At 59.8% G+C, this 17,227-nt stretch carries 15 protein-coding genes; 4 read left to right on the top strand and 11 right to left on the bottom strand.

The window, feature by feature from the left end; genetic code table 11:
• Positions 1–305: 305 nt before the first annotated feature.
• On the top strand, positions 306–1,634 hold the full coding sequence (locus tag BMY73_RS00235) for an OprD family porin (RefSeq protein WP_062381470.1): 1,329 nt from the start codon (positions 306–308) through the stop codon (positions 1,632–1,634).
• Positions 1,635–1,704: 70 nt separating this feature from the next.
• Here the strand turns inward: BMY73_RS00235 and BMY73_RS00230 are convergent, their stop codons facing one another.
• From BMY73_RS00230 to gcl, 3 genes are all read right to left on the bottom strand, one after another.
• Positions 1,705–2,607, bottom strand: a complete 903-nt coding sequence (locus BMY73_RS00230) for a 2-hydroxy-3-oxopropionate reductase (protein ID WP_092404106.1) — start codon at positions 2,605–2,607, stop codon at positions 1,705–1,707.
• A 228-nt stretch (positions 2,608–2,835) separates the two neighbouring features.
• Positions 2,836–3,618, bottom strand: coding sequence for a hydroxypyruvate isomerase (gene hyi / locus BMY73_RS00225; protein WP_092404095.1), 783 nt, complete (start codon positions 3,616–3,618; stop codon positions 2,836–2,838).
• 39 nt (positions 3,619–3,657) lie between these two features.
• Complete coding sequence (gcl, locus tag BMY73_RS00220; protein WP_092404093.1) at positions 3,658–5,433, bottom strand: glyoxylate carboligase; 1,776 nt, start codon at positions 5,431–5,433, stop codon at positions 3,658–3,660.
• A gap of 129 nt (positions 5,434–5,562) precedes the next feature.
• Here gcl and BMY73_RS00215 point away from each other — a divergent pair, with 129 nt between their 5' ends.
• On the top strand, positions 5,563–6,471 hold the full coding sequence (locus BMY73_RS00215) for a LysR family transcriptional regulator (RefSeq protein ID WP_092404084.1): 909 nt from the start codon (positions 5,563–5,565) through the stop codon (positions 6,469–6,471).
• Between the two features lie 182 nt (positions 6,472–6,653).
• On the opposite strand, the gene BMY73_RS00210 is transcribed toward BMY73_RS00215, so the two are convergent.
• The 3 genes from BMY73_RS00210 to BMY73_RS00200 all read right to left on the bottom strand — a co-directional run bounded on the left by BMY73_RS00210 (position 6,654) and on the right by BMY73_RS00200 (position 10,150).
• On the bottom strand, positions 6,654–7,421 hold the full coding sequence (locus tag BMY73_RS00210; RefSeq protein ID WP_092404082.1) for a 2-keto-4-pentenoate hydratase: 768 nt from the start codon (positions 7,419–7,421) through the stop codon (positions 6,654–6,656).
• 85 nt (positions 7,422–7,506) lie between these two features.
• Positions 7,507–8,829: an MFS transporter gene (locus tag BMY73_RS00205; protein WP_092404080.1), complete on the bottom strand. Its 1,323-nt coding sequence runs from the start codon at positions 8,827–8,829 to the stop codon at positions 7,507–7,509.
• Between the two features lie 115 nt (positions 8,830–8,944).
• The gene (locus BMY73_RS00200; protein ID WP_092404078.1) at positions 8,945–10,150 is read right to left on the bottom strand and encodes a pyridoxal-phosphate-dependent aminotransferase family protein; all 1,206 of its coding nucleotides are present in this window, start codon (positions 10,148–10,150) and stop codon (positions 8,945–8,947) included.
• A 157-nt stretch (positions 10,151–10,307) separates the two neighbouring features.
• Here BMY73_RS00200 and BMY73_RS00195 point away from each other — a divergent pair, with 157 nt between their 5' ends.
• Positions 10,308–11,012: a GntR family transcriptional regulator gene (locus BMY73_RS00195; RefSeq protein ID WP_092404076.1), complete on the top strand. Its 705-nt coding sequence runs from the start codon at positions 10,308–10,310 to the stop codon at positions 11,010–11,012.
• A gap of 37 nt (positions 11,013–11,049) precedes the next feature.
• On the opposite strand, the gene BMY73_RS00190 is transcribed toward BMY73_RS00195, so the two are convergent.
• From BMY73_RS00190 to BMY73_RS00170, 5 genes are all read right to left on the bottom strand, one after another.
• The gene (locus BMY73_RS00190) at positions 11,050–11,322 is read right to left on the bottom strand and encodes a DUF2790 domain-containing protein (RefSeq protein WP_092404074.1); all 273 of its coding nucleotides are present in this window, start codon (positions 11,320–11,322) and stop codon (positions 11,050–11,052) included.
• Between the two features lie 162 nt (positions 11,323–11,484).
• Positions 11,485–12,591, bottom strand: coding sequence for an alkene reductase (locus BMY73_RS00185; RefSeq protein ID WP_092404072.1), 1,107 nt, complete (start codon positions 12,589–12,591; stop codon positions 11,485–11,487).
• A 191-nt stretch (positions 12,592–12,782) separates the two neighbouring features.
• On the bottom strand, positions 12,783–13,955 hold the full coding sequence (locus BMY73_RS00180; protein ID WP_092404070.1) for an FAD binding domain-containing protein: 1,173 nt from the start codon (positions 13,953–13,955) through the stop codon (positions 12,783–12,785).
• 104 nt (positions 13,956–14,059) lie between these two features.
• Entirely contained in the window at positions 14,060–14,959 is a 900-nt protein-coding gene (locus BMY73_RS00175; RefSeq protein WP_092404069.1) for a LysR family transcriptional regulator, read from the bottom strand.
• A 71-nt stretch (positions 14,960–15,030) separates the two neighbouring features.
• On the bottom strand, positions 15,031–15,711 hold the full coding sequence (locus BMY73_RS00170; RefSeq protein WP_092404068.1) for a lipopolysaccharide core heptose(II)-phosphate phosphatase PmrG: 681 nt from the start codon (positions 15,709–15,711) through the stop codon (positions 15,031–15,033).
• Between the two features lie 267 nt (positions 15,712–15,978).
• Between BMY73_RS00170 and BMY73_RS00165 the strand changes: the two genes are divergently transcribed.
• Positions 15,979–17,223: an MFS transporter gene (locus BMY73_RS00165; RefSeq protein WP_092404064.1), complete on the top strand. Its 1,245-nt coding sequence runs from the start codon at positions 15,979–15,981 to the stop codon at positions 17,221–17,223.
• Positions 17,224–17,227: the final 4 nt, after the last annotated feature.

Here is a 17,227-nt window from a genome sequence, read left to right as displayed (position 1 = left end):
TCAACTATTACGAAGATCGATAATGACTATCACGACTCGTTTGGGAACCTTCGAGCGGAAAAGTGCTAAAAGTTTTTCGGTCGGTGGAGCACACCCGACGTAACAACGAAGCGCGTGACGCTTCAGGAAACAATAACGAAACGGGCTTGAAGCCCGTGAATTGACCGTGTATTTCAATACGGATTCGATGCAGTTAGCCCATCTGCCATAGCCTATATCCACCGTTTCAACTTCGCCTGAACGCAGGGGATTCCCCGTATCCAGGGGGACGGAACGCTGGGCCTTAATTGAGACAGGGGATAATAATGACGTTTGTGAAATGGAACCTCATGACGCTTGCGGTTTCGCTGGGCGTGAGTCAACTGGCAACGGCAGGGGTTGTCAGTGATCAATCGGAAGCCAAGGGGTTCGTCGAAGACAGCAGCCTGACCGTTCACCTCAAGAACTACTATTTCAATCGGGATGGCAAAAACGGCGGCGGCGATCGTAAGGACTGGACGCAAGGCGTGCTGGGCAATTTCAGTTCGGGTTTCACTCAAGGCACGGTCGGCTTCGGCGTTGATGCCTACGGTTACTGGGGTATCAAGCTGGATGGCGGCGCAGGCACCGCTGGCACAGGTAACTTGCCGGTCGATCGTCACGGCGACCCTGAGGATGAATATGGCACCGCAGGCGGTGCGATCAAGATGCGCATTTCCAAGACAGAGCTGCGCTATGGTGATCTGATGCCGACGGCGCCGGTATTCGCCGCCGGTGGCTCGCGGCTGTTCCCGCAAACCGCAACCGGTTTCAACCTCTTGAGCAGCGACATTGCCGGGCTCGAGCTGGACGGCGGTCACTTCACCGGCGGCAACGGGCCGGTCACGACTAACCACGATCACGATATTTATGCGTCGTATGCGGGTGTCACGGCATCGAGCATTGATTATGCCGGCGGCAAGTACACGTTCAACGACAATCTGACGGCGAGTCTGTATGGCTCCAACCTGCAGGATGTGTGGGACCAGTACTACGGCAATATTAACTACACCCAAGCCATCACGGGCGATCAGTCGGTTAACTTCGACTTCAATATCTATCGCACCAATGATGCCGGCTCCGCAAAAGCAGGCGATATCAGTAACACCACTTGGTCGCTGGCAGCCGCTTATTCTTTCCTGACGGCCCATACCATCACCCTGGCTTATCAGAAAGTTCACGGCGATACGCCGTTTGACTATGTGGCATTCGGGATTAATGGCCCCGGCGATACCGCGGACTCGATCTTCCTGGCGAACTCGGTGCAATATTCCGACTTCAATGGACCGGGTGAGAAATCCTGGCAGGCGCGTTATGACCTGAACATGGCGACTTATGGCGTACCGGGTTTAAGCTTCATGGCGCGTTATATCACCGGTGATGACATCGACGGCTCGCACATGCCGTCCAATAGCACCTACGTCAACTACGGATATGGTGACGACGGCAAGCACCACGAAATTAACGTCGAGGCCAAGTATGTCGTCCAGTCGGGTCCTGCGAAGGACTTGTCGCTGCGTATGCGTCAGGCGTTCCACCGCGCGAACAGCGATCAGGCCGAGGGCGACGTGAACGAATTCCGTCTGATCGCCGACTACCCGATCAACGTGTTCTGATGCATTAAGCATTACCAACGAAAGCCAGGCACTCCGCGAAGGTGCCTGGCTTTTTTGTACCCGCCTGCACTCAATCCGGCGTGTGGTCACCACGAATCGAGAAATTCGACATGTGCTCCAGGCCCTTGATCAGGCCCGAGTGATCCCAACCGCTGCCACCCAGTGCCGCACAGGTGCTGAACACCTGTTGCGCATTGGCGGTGTTGGGCAGGTTCAGCCCCAATTCACGTGCGCCTTCCAGCGCCAGGTTCAGGTCCTTCTGATGCAGGGCAATACGGAAGCCCGGATTGAAGGTGCCCTTGATCATGCGCTCACCGTGTACTTCGAGAATCTTCGACGAAGCGAAGCCACCCATCAGCGCTTCACGCACCTTGGCCGGATCCGCGCCGTTCTTCGAGGCGAACAGCAGGGCTTCGGCGACCGCCTGAATGTTCAGTGCAACGATGATCTGGTTGGCGACCTTGGCGGTCTGGCCGTCGCCGTTGCCGCCCACCAGGGTGATGTTCTTGCCCATGGTCTGGAACAGCGGCAGCGCACGGTCGAAGGTGCCTTGGTTGCCTCCCACCATGATGCTCAGGGTCGCGGCCTTGGCGCCGACTTCGCCGCCGGACACCGGTGCGTCAAGGTATTGCGCGCCCGTGGCGTTGATCCGGGAGGCAAACGCTTTGGTCGCCGACGGCGAAATCGAGCTCATGTCGATCACGACCTTGCCGGCACCCGTGCCTTCACTCAGCCCGTTCTCGCCGAACAGCACGTCGTTGACCTGCGGGGTGTCCGGCAGCATGACGATGATGAATTCAGCTTCCTGCGCCACCTCTCGTGGGTTGTTCAATACCGTCGCGCCGCCTTCGACCAGCGAGGCGGGCGGAGCGATGAAGTGCCTGGACAGAAACAGTTGATGACCTGCTTTTTGCAGGTTTTCTGCCATGGGCAGGCCCATGATGCCGGTGCCGATGAATCCGATGTTAGCCATGAGATGTTCCTCTTATTTTAGGTCAGGTTTTAGGTCAGGTTTTATGTCTGGTGCGGTCTCCTGTAGGCGCGTGGCTTGTCCCGCGATCGACTGGGAACCGGTCGTAAATCAGGGTGCGATGTGCGTCTGGCACACCGCACGATGAGGTTTTACTGCCGCTTCGCAGCAGATCGCGGGACAAGCCACGCTCCTACAGGATGTGGTTTTCGGTTAGAGCGGCGAGTGTGTTCAGATCAAGTTGTGGGTTTTCAGCCACCCCAGGCCCGCTTCGGTGGTCGTCAGCGGCTTGTACTCGCAACCGACCCATCCGCGATAACCCAGCGTGTCCAGATGCCCGAGCAGGAAGCCGTAGTTGATCTCTCCAGTACCGGGTTCGTGGCGACCGGGGTTGTCCGCCAGTTGCACATGGCGAATCACCGGCAAGTGCTTTTCCATCGTCCGGGCCAGGTCACCCTCCATGATCTGCATGTGATAGATGTCGTATTGCAATGACAGATTGCGGCTGCCGACTTTCTCGCGAATGTCCAGCGCCTGCGCCGTGGTGTTGAGGTAGAAACCGGGAATGTCGAGGGTGTTGATCATTTCCATGACCAGATCGATGCCTTGGGCCTGCAGCTTGTCCGCCGCGTATTTAAGGTTGTCGATGAAGGTCTTTTCGATCAGCGCATCGTCGAAGCCTTGTGGCTTGATCCCCGCCAGGCAGTTGACCTGGGTGTTGCCCAGCACTTTGGCGTAGGCAATTGCCAGGTCGACGCCGGCGTAGAACTCTTCGACCCGGTCAGGATGGCAGGCGATGCCGCGCTCGCCTTTGGCCCAGTCTCCAGCGGGCAGGTTGAACAGCACTTGAGTCAGGCCGTTGGCCTCCAGTTCGGCCTTGATCTGCGCCGAGCTGAAGTCGTACGGAAACAGGTACTCGACACCGCTGAAGCCCGCGTTGGCGGCGGCTTCGAAGCGTTGCAGGAAGTCCAGCTCGGTGAAGAGCATCGACAGGTTGGCGCATAAACGGGGCATGGTGGGTTCCTTGTTCTCGCTCGTATTGAGGGGCGCCGATCAGTCCAGCAGGCTGATGGCGGTCGGTGCGTCGTCGCGGTGTCCGGCCAGCGATTCGAATTCGTTGATCGCGTTGATCTCGGTGCCCATGGCGATATTGGTCACACGCTCGAGAATGATTTCGACGACCACCGGGACGCTGTACTGCTGCATCAGGCTGGACGCTTCGGCGAGGGCGGCCTGGATGTGTGACGGATCGCTGACCCGGATCGCCTTGCACCCCAGGCCCTCGGCGACCGCAACATGGTCGACGCCATAACCTTCCAGTTCCGGTGCGTTGATGTTGTCGAACGCCAGTTGCACGCAGTAATCGATGTCGAAGTTGCGCTGTGCCTGACGGATCAGCCCCAGGTACGAGTTGTTCACCACAACGTGGATGTACGGCAGATTGAACTGCGCACCGACGGCCAGTTCTTCGATCATGAACTGGAAGTCATAGTCGCCGGACAGCGCAACGACCTTGCGACCCGGATCTGCTTTCGCCACACCCAGTGCAGCCGGAATGGTCCAGCCGAGCGGACCGGCCTGGCCGCAGTTGATCCAGTGACGCGGCTTGTAGACATGCAGGAACTGCGCGCCGGCGATCTGCGACAGGCCGATGGTGCTGACGTAGCAGGTGTCCTTGCCGAAGTACTGGTTCATCTCTTCGTAGACACGTTGGGGCTTGACCGGAATGTTGTCGTAGTGCGTCTTGCGCTGCATCGTGCGCTTGCGTTCCTGGCAACTGGCGAGCCACGTACTGCGGTCTTTGAGCTTGCCAGCGGTGTGCCATTCGCGGGCCACCTCAAGGAACATCGCCAGTGCCGCGCCCGCGTCTGACACGATGCCAAGGTCTGGCGTCAGCACGCGGCCGATCTGCGTCGGCTCAATGTCGACGTGGATAAACGTGCGGCCTTCGCTGTACACCGAAACGGTGCCGGTGTGCCGGTTCGCCCAGCGGTTACCGATGCCGAGCACCATGTCCGACGCCAACATCGTGGCGTTGCCATAGCGATGAGACGTCTGCAGCCCGACCATGCCTGCCATCTGCGGATGGTCGTCCGGAATCGCGCCCCAGCCCATCAAGGTCGGGATCACCGGGATGCCGGTCAGTTCGGCGAATTCCACCAGCGCATCCGAGGCATCGGCATTGATGATGCCGCCACCGGCGACGATCAACGGGCGCTCGGACGCGTTGAGCATGGCCAGCGCTTTTTCGATCTGGTTGCGACTGGCTTGTGGCTTGACGACCGGCAGCGGCTCATACGCGTCGATGTCGAATTCGATTTCAGCCATCTGCACGTCGAACGGCAGGTCGATCAATACCGGGCCGGGGCGACCGCTGCGCATAAGCTGAAAAGCTTTCTGAAACACGTAAGGCACCTGGCCCGGCTCCATGACGGTCGTCGCCCACTTGGCGACCGGCGACGCGATGCTGGCGATGTCGACCGCCTGGAAATCTTCTTTGTGCATACGGGCACGGGGCGCTTGCCCGGTGATGCAGAGAATCGGGATCGAGTCGGCGGAGGCGGAGTACAGGCCGGTGATCATGTCAGTGCCGGCAGGGCCGGACGTTCCGATGCAGACGCCGATGTTGCCCGCGATTGCGCGGGTGTAACCCTCGGCCATATGCGAGGCGCCTTCGACGTGGCGCGCCAGCACGTGATCGATGCCGCCGAGTTTCTTGAATGCGGCGTACAACGGATTGATGGCAGCGCCGGGGATACCGAACGCGGTATCGACCCCTTCGCGACGCATCACCAGAACGGCAGCTTCGATGGCTCTCATGAGGGGCATTTGTTAGTCTCCTGAACTCGATAGTTTTTGTATTTGGTTCTGTAGTTTTTGTACGCAGTCAGCGTGATTTGAATCGAAGTTTTTGTGAATGGCTGCTTTTGGCAGTTCTGTCGGTATCAGGAGTATCGAATGGATCGTTACACAGAGCTGCGCAGCTACGTGCTGGTGGCCACCCACGGCAGCTTCGCAGCGGCGGCGCTGGTTGAAGGCGTGACACCGGTCATCATGGGGAGGCGGCTCAGTGCACTTGAGGCGCGGCTGGGGGTGAAGCTGATTCACCGGTCAACGCGCGGCCTGACCCTGACCGACGCGGGTGATTCCTATCTGGAAAGCGCCAGACAGGTGCTGCAGTCGTTCGAAGAACTGGATGCGAGCATCAGCGAAAACGAAAGCAGTGTGCGTGGCCATCTGGTGGTGTCGGCCCCGGCAGGTTTCGGGCGTCAGCATGTGGCGCCCCATGCGCCGGAATTCCAGGCGCGCTTTCCGGACTTGCAACTGTCGTTCAACCTTACGGACAACGTGGTCGACCTGGTGCGTGAGGGGTATGACATGAGCATCCGCATCGGTGAGGTGCTCGACCCCAACTACGTGGCCATCAAGCTGTACGCCAACAAACGCGTGGTCTGCGGCTCGCCGCAGTATTTCGTCGAACACGGGTTTCCACGGGCGCTGGAGGACCTGGCCGAGCACAATTGCCTGTCATTCAACCTTCAGGGCGGACAGCATCGTGGCTGGACATTTCTGCGCGACGGCAAACAGGTGGCGATCAAGGTGGCCGGGAATCTGTACTGCAACGACGGGGAGTTGCTGTACGACTGGGCCAAGCGTGGCCTTGGCCTGTGTTGGCGTTCAACGTGGGAGATTCAGAACGAAATCGAGAGTGGCGCATTGGTGACGGTACTGGATGAGTTCGCATTGCCCAGCTATGACATCCAGGGTGTGTACCCGCAGCAACATTACCTGCCGGCAAAGGTGCGGTTTTTTATTGCGTTTCTCAAAGAGGTGTACAACCGGCCGGGGTATTGGAAGCAGGGTTAGATAGGCTTTTGGTTCCCGACATTGAGGAAAGACTTCCCTCTGTGGGAGCGAGCTTGCTCGCGAAGACTGACGGGCAGACGATAGACACCTGTATCGAATTGACCGACGCATTCGCGAGCAAGCTCACTCCAACAGGGGAGGTATACAGCCGACGGATCGCTGTTCAAGCGGCGCGCGGCCTGTCAAATCAGCTCCACCGACACCGGCGGCAAGCCGCGAATTTCACCCACCGCCAATCCCGGTCCTTTGGTCACATACATGCCGGTGTACGACCCCGTCGTGATCACCAGGTCCGGCGTTAGGCTCTGGCCGTTTTGCGTGTGGTGATTGACCAGCCATGGCAGCAACCGGCGCGGGTCGCCAGCAGGATTCGCACCGTCGCCCGGGACGATGTCTTCATCGGCGAAGGTAAAGGTCAGCGCGGGTTCGACGAAGGGAAAGCTGGCGTCGTACGGGATAAATTCGCCGACGATCAACGCGCCATGGTTGAGCAGATCGCCGAGTGCCAGCAACGGCTCGATCTTCGGCCACGCCGCAAAACGGCTGGAGACCACTTCAATGGTGGCGCCCATGGAACCGATGCTGCCCAGCACTTCTTCGTCAGAGTAAGGCTGCTCGCGAGGGGCAAATTCACGGTTCAGGCGAAAGGCGATTTCCAGTTCCAGAATCGGCGACGGGTAGTCGATGCATTCCACCTGACTGCCACTGGCGAACAGGCCGTCTTCAGGCAGCAGCGCGCCATTGATAGGGCCGCCGCGGGTGGATTTGGAGCCGACCTTCCAACCGCCGACGGTCGTCTCGCGCAGGCGCAGGATTTCCCGCTGCAGCGCGTAGGCGCTGGCGGCATCGGCGGGCACGTATTCCGGACGAATCTCGGTGAGTTTCTGACCGTCGCGCATGGCGTTGACGATCAGTTCGGCAATGTTCGCTGGGTGAGACGGTTGAGTCACGCGGGACTTCCTTCATGTAATTGAATGGAAAGTGCCCCACGACCAAAACGCTGTGAGCCGTGGGGCGGGCAGCTCTACTCTAACCTCATTTGCTGACAACCGCTGAAACGGTGCTCAGCCCGGAGGACGGCTCGGTGGACTGCAGCGGACTCAACACAGGTGCTTCAGGGAGCGTGAATTTATCTTCGGGCTTCATCCGCAGGGCAAGAATCACGCCGATCGCCATCAGCACCACACTGCCCACGAAGGGCAGTTCCCAGCTGCCAAAGCGGTCGATCACGTAGCCCGAAACCACGGGCGACAGAATCGCCGCTGCCGCTGAACCAGTGTTCATGATCCCGGAAGCGGTGCCGCTGTACTGGGGGGCGATATCCATGGGAATCGCCCACATCGGGCCAATGGTCATTTCTGCGAAGAAGAAACCACCTGCCAGGCACACCATCGACACATAGACGTTGTGGCTGAGCATGACCGGGATCACGCAGAGCAGCGTCAGGAACATGCAGATCGCGACCATCCAGCTGCGTGAGCGCTTCAGGCATTGGGTCTTGACCAGCACACGGTCGGTGACCAGGCCGCCGAGGGTGTCACCGACCACGCCGGCGAGGAATACCGCCGACGCAAAAATCGCCGATTTCTTCAGGTCCATGCTGTAGCTGTGCAGGAAGTACTGCGGAATCCATGACAGAAATAACCAAAGCGTCCAGCCGTAGCAGAAGTAAACGATCGTCACCGGAAACATGCGCTTGAAGAGCGGTGTCCATGGCACTTTCGGTGGCTTGGGTTTGGGGGGCGGCAGCAGCGCCAGTTCTGCCTGAGTGATACGCGGATGATCCTTCGGGTGCTCGGTAAAGACGAACGCCCAGAGCACGACCCAGAGCAGGCTGATCGCGCCGCAGACGAAGAACGCTGCGCGCCAACTGTACGCGGCCATGATTGCCACCACGGCCGCGGGGGCCACGGCATTGCCGATACGGGCTGCCGAGTGCGTAATGCCTTGGGCGAAGCCGCGTTTCTCCTGGGCGACCCAGCGTGACATGGCCGCTGTGGCCGCAGGGAAGGTGGCGCCTTCACCCAGACCGAGCAGCAAGCGCGCCGCGAGCAGCGAGAACAGGCCGCCAGCGAAACCGGTGAGCACGGTCGCGAGCCCCCAGAGTGCGCCGCAGAAAATCAGCGTCCGGCGCGCGCCATACTTATCGCTGATCCAGCCGCCGATGATCTGGAATACCAGGTACGGGTAAGCGAACGCAGAAAACACCAGGCCGATTTGTGTATTGGACAGGCCGAACTCCGTGCCGAATCCAGAGGCGGCCGTGCTCACATTGACGCGGTCCAGGTAGGTGACGAAATACATGACGCAGAGCATGAGCAGCACCATGCTCGTGGGGCGAAGGCGGAACAGTTTCATGACGCTATCTCCAGTTTCTTATTGTTCGCGCCAAGGGCGCGTGAGTCGGGATAGGGCAGAAGCAGTAACAGGTTGCAAGGCTCAAGCGACAAGTGAGTTGCCGCTTGAAAGGCTTTTATCGCTGGAAAGGCAAGTTCTGCGAGCCGATGAAATCCATGGCTGCGGCCACGCCGCTGCCGCTGAGTTTCACCCCTGCCATTTGCAGGCCCATCTCACAACCGGCCAGGGTCGCCATCAAGGTCAGGTCGTTGCAGTCACCCAGGTGACCGATGCGGAACATGCGGCCTTTCATTTTGCCGAGTCCGGTCCCCAGCGACATGTCGAAGCGTTCGTAGATGACCTTGCGCACCTGATCGGCGTCGATGCCGTCGGGCGTCATCACACCGGTCAGTACGGGGCTGTAAACCGACGGGTCCGCGCACTGGATCGGCAAACCCCAGGCGTTGACCGCCGTCCGGCAGGCTTGCGCCAGACGATTGTGGCGGGCAAACACATTGTCCAGACCTTCGCCCAGGATCATGTCCAGCGCTTCGGACAGCCCGTACAGCAGGTTAGTATTGGGGGTGTACGGCCAGTAACCGGTCTTGTTCATCTCGATAATCTCGTCCCATGCCCAAAAGCTGCGCGGCAAACGCGCAGTTTTACTGGCGGCGACGGCTTTGGCGGAGACAGCGTTGAAGCTAATGCCTGGCGGCAGCATCAGGCCCTTCTGCGAACCCGACACCGTCACGTCCACACCCCATTCGTCATGACGATAATCCGCCGAGGCCAGTCCGGAGATCGTGTCGACCAGCAGTAGAGCAGGGTGCCCGGCAGCGTCGATGGCCTTGCGCACGGAGGCGATGTCAGACGTCACGCCGGTACTGGTTTCATTGTGGACCACACACACGGCTTTGATGCTGTGGGCGGTGTCGGTGCGCAAGCGCGCCTCGATCCTATTCGCGTCGACCCCATGGCGCCAGCCTTCGATGCCTGGCAAGCCCAGGAACTCCGGCTCGATGCCCAGGCTTTCGGCCATTTTCTTCCATAGCGTGGCGAAGTGGCCCGTCTCGAACATCAGAACCTTGTCACCTGCACTCAGCGTGTTGCACAGAGCCGCTTCCCAAGCACCTGTGCCGGAGGCCGGATAGATGATCACGGGTTGAGTGGTCTTGAAAATCTGTTTGATCCCCGTTAGCACCTTGAGCCCCAACTCGCCGAACTCAGGGCCCCGGTGGTCGATGGTGGGGTAGCTCATGGCGCGCAGAATGCGGTCCGGGACCGGACTGGGCCCAGGAATTTGCAGAAAGTGACGACCGGCAGGGTGGAAATCGAGCTTCATAGGGGCATGCCTCTGTTTTTGTATTTTGAATGCAAAATACATTAGCAGTGGTTTGGCGCACGTCAAATGCATGGGCGGAAGACGGTAATACCGCTATTTTCCGCCGCAAAGGTCGACATTTTGTCTTAGTATCCGAGCATCACTGTGAGGACTTTGTATGCAAGATCCAGAAGTCGCGATGTCCATGGAAGGCGTAAAGCAACTGCCCAAGCTGGAGCGTCAACGTCTTCATGACACCGTGGTAGAGCACCTGCGCAGCTTCATCATTGAAGGTACTTTGAGCGCGGGTACCAAGCTGAACGAGCGCGAGCTTTGCGAAACCCTCGGTATTTCACGGACGCCCTTGCGAGAAGCGTTGAAGGTTCTGGAAGCTGAAGGCCTTATCGACATCTCGCCCAATCGTGGCGCCAGCGTCGCCCGTATGTCGGAATTGGAGATTCGTGAAGCGTTTGAGCTGATGAGCGGCCTGGAAGCCTTCGCTGGCGAACTGGCGTGCGAACGCATCACCGCTGATGAGCTGGACGAAATCAAAGCACTGCATTACGCGATGGTCGTGTGCAAAAACCAGAATGACCTGCCTGGCTATTACCAGCGTAACCGGGCCATTCACGATCTGATCAATCTTGCTGCACGCAATTCGGCATTGCGCCAGACGTACATGGCCTTGAACTGGCGGATACAGGCATTGCGGTTTCGCTCGAATCTGCAATTACCCAAGTGGGACCGCGCGCTGCATGATCATGAAGAGATGATTCAGGCGCTGGAAGCGCGGGACGGGAAACGCTTGAGTGCCATCCTGAGGCAGCATTTGTTGGCCAAACGAGACGCACTGATGCTGATGGTGGGGCAGGGAAGCGTATGACCGAAAAAGCGGTCATCGACACGTCGACCAGCCACTTTTAGCCGTTATCACATTCATCGCCCAGCCGGGTGTACTCAAGTTTATGAGAGATCCCCTTGCTGTCGACGTATTCCATTTGAGCCTTGACCGGGCCACAGGCGTTGTTCGCTGAGCTGGCGTTGCTGATTCTCACGACCTTGGCGATGTCCAGGTCCTGTGTGTAATCGTACTGGACGTCCTGGGCCGCTGTGGCGGCGGTCTGGCTGGCAATGTCTTCGGCCGATGCGAACAGACTGAACATTGATAACGCGGCAAACAGTGCGTATTTCATGACGGGCTCCAACGAGGCGACAACGCCAGCGGCAATGACGGAAGGGCTTGCTGATGGCGTTATTCTAAGTAGCGTCTCTATCTGTCCTGAAATATTGTCTGTCGATAGGCGTCATCATGTTCAATGATGCTCACAACGCGGCCTGCTGTTTCGGTAAAGGCATCAGGCCAGTGCCGGATAGTCGATGTAGCCGCGTGCGTCGCCGCCGAAAAAGCTGCTGCCATCGGCGGGGTTCAGCGGGTGGTCTCCCCGCAGGCGCGCTGGCAGGTCGGGGTTAGCAATGAACGGGCGACCAAAAGCGATCAGGTCCGCGCGGCCATCCTGCAAGGCACGTTCGGCGGTGTGTTGATCGTAACCGCCGGCCAACATCAGCACGCCTTTGAACTCGCTGCGCAGACGCTCAATGATGGCGTCCCAGCGTGGATCGAATTGCTCGTCGCGCACGGTGCCGACCATGGCCGGTTCCACCAGATGCAGGTAGGCAAGGTTCAAGGTGTCGAGCTGGCGCACGATGTAGCTGAAGGTTTCTTCCGGGGTCTCATCGCCCATGCCCATGAAGCGTCCCATCGGCGTGAGTCGCACGGCAACGCGATCCGCCCCGACTTCCTCAACGACTGCGCGAGTGACCTCCAGGACCAGTCGTGCGCGCTTCTCCAGGGAGCCGCCGTATTCATCGGTGCGGTGATTACTCGCCGAGTTAATGAACTGATCCAGCAGATAGCCATTGCCGGCGTGAATCTCGACGCCGTCCATGCCTGCCAGCAGCGCGTTACGCGCCGCGACGCGGTAGTCCTCGATAATCGCTTGAATGCCGTCGACGGTCAGGGCTTGCGGGACCGGGACATCGCCCCAGACGCCGTTGCCGTGCTCATCGATGATAAACGTCTTGCCCGGAACCGGCAGGGCGCTTGGCGCTACGGGCAACCCGCCCGCAGGCTGAAACACGGGGTGCGAGACGCGGCCGACATGCCACAACTGCAGAAAGATCCGCCCGCCCTCGGCATGCACCGCATCACTGACCTGTTTCCAGCCAGCCACCTGTTCAGCGCTGTGGATGCCGGGTGTCCAGGCATACCCCTGGCCCTGCTGCGAAATCTGCGTGGCTTCGGTGACGATCAACGCTGCGGAGGCGCGCTGGCGGTAATACTCGACGTTCATCGGGGTCGGCACGTTGCCGGGTTGACCGGCACGGGAGCGGGTGAGCGGCGCCATGGCCACGCGATGGTTGAGCGTCAGGTTGCCAAGTTTGATGGGGGTAAACAGTTTCATGATGGTTGCCTCGCAGTCTCGAAGGGGGTAGTCGATGGGTCTACGGTAGGCGTTAGGGCGCGGCGGGAGAATCGGTCGTCGGCGCAACGGTGCATCGCATTTTGCGCAACGTTGAAGGCTCAGACGCTATTTAAGACAGTCAAAAAAAAGCCCCGCGGGGGCGGGGCGCTGACGAGTGTTCGCCGCACGCGTCACCGTGTGGAAAGCGGGTCGATCCCCATGATCCGGTTGCCCATCGAGATGCCCCAGTCGACCATCTGCGCGCCTTCGCGTAATTGATCGCGCTGCCACGTATCAAGCGCCTTGCGCACGTCAGGTTGATGGTTGAGTGCCTGGGCCAGGGCCACCGCATTGGCCGCCGCTTTGGCCGTACTTCCTGCAGTGTGTGGCCTTGGAATGAACGCGGCATCGCCGGTCAGTAACACCCGGTCAAACACCATGCGAGGGACTTTCAGGTCCAGGATCGATTGCACGAAAATGGCGTGGGTGAGACAAATCAGTTCAAGAAACGCGGGATTGATGCGTCCCTTGGCCAACGCCCGAAAGGCGGCTTCCTGTGCGGGCGCCATGGCACCCGGCGGCACCGAATACGGACGTCGCAGGCCCGCATGGTCAGTCAACGCGGCGTCCAGCTCGGCGCCGGGCGCGGCTTTCAGGTACCAGAGCCAGTTGAACCGGCGTTCGCCAACCCGGGTTGAACCGTCCGCGCCGGGCACCATGTACGTCAACATCAGCGACTCGGGACTTTGCTGAAACACGAAATTTTCGTAGAGCAGGTCTCTGGTGTGGTCCGGTAAATCACGTTCGTCCACCAGTCCGCGCCACACCAGATACCCTGAATAGTCGGGTTGCATATCCGGCAGCACGAGGCTGCGGACCGTGGAGTGGCCGCCATCTGCGCCAATCAGTAAATCGCCTCGTACCTGCTTGCCGCCTTCGAAGGTGGCGGTGACACCTTGGTCGTCCTGCTGAACGTCGATCAGGGTCGCCCCACGGTGGTAATGCCCGCTCGGCAGACCTGACATCAGTGCCGCGTAAAGGGTGTTCCAGGACGTTTGGGTCTGAGGCATCAGCTGGTTGTGACGGATCTTGCCAGCAGCATCCAGAAAGACCCGGTGGCGGGAGCGCACACCCAGCGCATGGGTGTACTGGATACCGGCGAAATCGAAGGCCCTCAACACGTCAGGTTGCAGCACGATGCCGCCGCCCCGACTGTCCAGGGCTGCGGGCGAGCGTTCGAACACCTCGACCTGCCAGCCGATCGCGCGCAACGCCGTCGCCGCGAACAACCCGCCCAGCGATCCGCCGATGACCAACGCTTTGCCTACCTGCGCGGGTGATGGATGGGGAGATGAGTCGTTCATGGGGCTGCGCTCCTGGCGTGATCGGTGCCACCACACTAGGGCCGCTGCCGTGCTCGGAGAATCCGCCGCGTACGCAAAAGGGTGTTGCACTGAATGCAAGAGGGTCAGTTCGACACGATCTCCTGCATAAACGCAATAAACGCCTTCACCCGCGTCGAGCCGCGATGGTTAGGCAGGTACAACGCCGAGATTTCGCCTTTGGCGTTGTCCGGGTAGGCCGGGCTGTTTTCGAACAGTTCGACCAGCCGCCCGGCTTCGATGTCCTGATCGATCAGCCAGTCGGGCAGCAGCGCGATGCCGGCGCCCGCCAGCGCCAGTTCGCGCAGCACTTCGGCGTTGTTGCTTTTGAAGCGGCCCGTGACGGAGACGCGGGTCTCTCCGTCGATCGAGAGAAAAGTCCAGGCCTGCTGGGGATTGCCGAAATTGAAGCGCAGGCAGTCGTAGCGGGAGAGGTCTGCCGGGGTCTGCGGTTCGCCGTGCAGTTCAAGGTACCCCGCGCTGGCGATGACTCGGCGTCGAAACACGCCGACCGGGCGGCTGACCACGCCGTCCATGGGCGCAGCGTTGCCCAGCCGGATCGACAGGTCGACACGTTCGCTGAACAGGTCAACGATGCTGTCGGTGAGGGTGATGTCCAGTTCCAGCCGCGGGTAGCGGCTCATCAGTGCACCCAGCTTCGGCGCGATGATGGTTCGTCCGAAAGCCGTGGGGACGGAGATGCGCAGCGGACCCGAGGGCTCGTCGTCGCTGTCCATCACGGTCGCGTCGGCGTCTGCCACGTCTTCGAGAATCTTGCGCGCGCGCGCGTAGTAGGCAGCGCCTGCGTCGGACACCGTCACCTGGCGGGTGGAGCGGTTGAACAGCACCGTTCCCAGCTCGGCTTCAAGGGAATCGATCATGCGCGTGACGCTGGACGTCGCTACGCCCAATTGCCGGGCAGCGGCTGAAAAGCCTTTGGCATCGACGGTTTCTACGAACATTTTCAAGGCGAGCAGCTTGTCCATCGACCTTCCGTCATACCTGCACTGTGTGCGCGCAGTGTAGGCGGTCGGTGCGGCCTCGCCAACGGCCTTGTTCAGGGGTTGAGGCCCACAGACGGTATCGCTGGCCAGTCGGGTAGGTTGGCGGTCCCGAGCACGTTCAGCTTGCCGTCGGGCATGACCTGTACGAACAGCGAGCTGTCGTATTCGCTCATCGCGGCATGTTTGAAACCGATCTGTTTTTCAAAATCACTGATGCAGCCGCTGTGGGTGACCAGGATCAGATTGTGTCGGGCCTGTTTGTGGGACAGCACATCGTCACGCATCGTCTTCCCGCAATCGGCCAACCATTGCTGGCTGACGGATCGGGTGTCAAACATGAACCGGGCGGTCTGTACTGTCCGGGTAATCGGGCTGTGCATGATGTCAGTGCTTTCCAGCCCCCACTGTGCGAAGGATCGACCTAACTGCTGTGATTCCTCGCTGCCAAGCCGGGTGATTCCGTCGGCCAGTCCCAGGCATTCATGGCTGGAGCGGTCGCACCGCTCACCATGCCGGATTAGCACGACCAGATCGCCCTGGCGCCAGTGGTTCATCAGGCTGACGATGTCCGCTGAACGTGGATGCCTCAGATCCAGAATGGGCGGCGACATCGGCCAGACAATAAACCCCGTGGTCATGGTGACCATCAGCACGATGGCCAGGATGAGCCACCGACGCGAACGATGGCGGTCTCGTTTGAGCGCCACAGGCCACCGGATTGAGAACTTGGACATTGGTGTCACCTGATACCCGTTCTACGCATGAAGACGCAGGGGCACGAGGGCGCCCATGCGTGAGGATTCGATGAGCGCTACGTTACGGATCGGGAGGTAGAGCGGGAGTGAAGGCGCTGTGAAAAATTTGCGTGTAACACGGGTGTAATAAACAGAAAGCGCCTCGTAGCCGTATTCCTTTACGGAATCCACATTATAAAAAACATGAATTTTATTTATGTAGAGTTCACCTCTACTGTAGGCGGATAACACACCAAAGGATCTGACATGAGCGTTCAGCCTCCACCCGCCACTTCACAAGCGTCTGCTGTCGCCCCGTCCGTTGCCGAGCACTACTGGAAACGCAACCTTGCGGTCTGCGTGCTCGGCGCGTTCACCACGATCATTGCCATGACGCTCTTGCTGCCGTTCCTGCCCCTGTACGTCGAGCACCTTGGTGTCAGCGATCCTGCGGCCATTGTGCAATGGTCGGGCGTGGCGTTCGGTGCGACGTTTCTGTCGGCAGCGCTCACGGCACCGCTCTGGGGACGGTTGGGCGATCGCTATGGGCGCAAACTGATGTTGATCCGCGCCAGCCTCGGGATGGCCATCGCGATGTCGCTGATTGGTCTGGCAGAAAACATCTACCAATTGGTGGGCTTGCGCCTGTTGGCCGGCCTGTTGGGCGGCTACGCCTCAGGGGCAACGATCCTGGTGGCGACCCAGACGCCCAAAGAGCGCTCCGGCTGGGCGCTCGGTATGCTCTCGTCGGGAATCATGGCGGGTAACCTCACCGGCCCGATGATTGGCGGGCTTCTGCCGCCTCTGATCGGCATACGCAACACGTTCTTTCTGGCCGGCGGGGTGATCTTCCTGACCTTTCTGGCCACCTTGTTTCTGATGAAAGAAACGCCGCGTCCCAAGCGTGTTGCTGGAGCACCGAAGCCGGTAACCGTACGTGCGTGGGATGTGATTCCGGACAGAAAGCCGGTTATCACGATGTTCGTGGTCGCGTGCCTGGTGATGTTCTCGATCATGTCCATCGAGCCCATCATTACCGTTTACCTGATCCAGTTGCACACAAAGAACGTGACGTTGATGGCAGGTATGGTGATGTCGGCAACCGCCTTGGCCAGCGTGTTGTCGGCGTCGCGCATTGGCAAACTGGCGGACCGTATTGGCCACTGGAAGGTGGTGATCGGGTGCCTGAGCGCGGCGGCCGTACTGCTGATCCCGCAAGCATTCGTCAGTAATGAATGGCAGTTGGTGGTGCTGCGCTTTCTCATGGGGATCGCATTGGGCGGTCTGCTGCCGTGTATCGCCGCCATCATTCGTCATTCGGTCCCGGACATCGTGGCCGGCCGCATGTTGGGTTATTCGACCTCGAGCCAATACGTCGGTCAGGTGCTCGGTCCGCTGACCGGTGGTTACCTGGGTGGCCATTTCGGCATGCCGGTCGTGTTCATTGCCACCTGTGTGCTGATGGCGGCGTGTGCGGTGGTGATGCTGGTGTTGCGTCCGATCAGGGTTTGATCAC

The sequence above is a fragment of the Pseudomonas sp. NFACC02 genome (assembly GCF_900110765.1).
GTDB lineage: Bacteria > Pseudomonadota > Gammaproteobacteria > Pseudomonadales > Pseudomonadaceae > Aquipseudomonas.
Note: the sequence above shows the minus strand (reverse complement) of the source record. Positions and strands in the feature narration are given on the sequence as shown.

Coding starts and splice junctions, on each gene's coding strand:
- BMY73_RS00215 (WP_092404084.1), top strand. CDS start 5,563: ATGGATCGTTACACAGAGCTGCGCAGCTACGTGCTGGTGGCCACCCAC.
- BMY73_RS00180 (WP_092404070.1), bottom strand. CDS start 13,955: ATGAACGACTCATCTCCCCATCCATCACCCGCGCAGGTAGGCAAAGCG.
- BMY73_RS00165 (WP_092404064.1), top strand. CDS start 15,979: ATGAGCGTTCAGCCTCCACCCGCCACTTCACAAGCGTCTGCTGTCGCC.
- BMY73_RS00170 (WP_092404068.1), bottom strand. CDS start 15,711: ATGTCCAAGTTCTCAATCCGGTGGCCTGTGGCGCTCAAACGAGACCGC.
- BMY73_RS00200 (WP_092404078.1), bottom strand. CDS start 10,150: ATGAAGCTCGATTTCCACCCTGCCGGTCGTCACTTTCTGCAAATTCCT.
- BMY73_RS00195 (WP_092404076.1), top strand. CDS start 10,308: ATGCAAGATCCAGAAGTCGCGATGTCCATGGAAGGCGTAAAGCAACTG.
- BMY73_RS00230 (WP_092404106.1), bottom strand. CDS start 2,607: ATGGCTAACATCGGATTCATCGGCACCGGCATCATGGGCCTGCCCATG.
- BMY73_RS00205 (WP_092404080.1), bottom strand. CDS start 8,829: ATGAAACTGTTCCGCCTTCGCCCCACGAGCATGGTGCTGCTCATGCTC.
- BMY73_RS00175 (WP_092404069.1), bottom strand. CDS start 14,959: ATGGACAAGCTGCTCGCCTTGAAAATGTTCGTAGAAACCGTCGATGCC.
- BMY73_RS00185 (WP_092404072.1), bottom strand. CDS start 12,591: ATGAAACTGTTTACCCCCATCAAACTTGGCAACCTGACGCTCAACCAT.
- hyi (WP_092404095.1), bottom strand. CDS start 3,618: ATGCCCCGTTTATGCGCCAACCTGTCGATGCTCTTCACCGAGCTGGAC.
- BMY73_RS00190 (WP_092404074.1), bottom strand. CDS start 11,322: ATGAAATACGCACTGTTTGCCGCGTTATCAATGTTCAGTCTGTTCGCA.
- gcl (WP_092404093.1), bottom strand. CDS start 5,433: ATGCCCCTCATGAGAGCCATCGAAGCTGCCGTTCTGGTGATGCGTCGC.
- BMY73_RS00235 (WP_062381470.1), top strand. CDS start 306: ATGACGTTTGTGAAATGGAACCTCATGACGCTTGCGGTTTCGCTGGGC.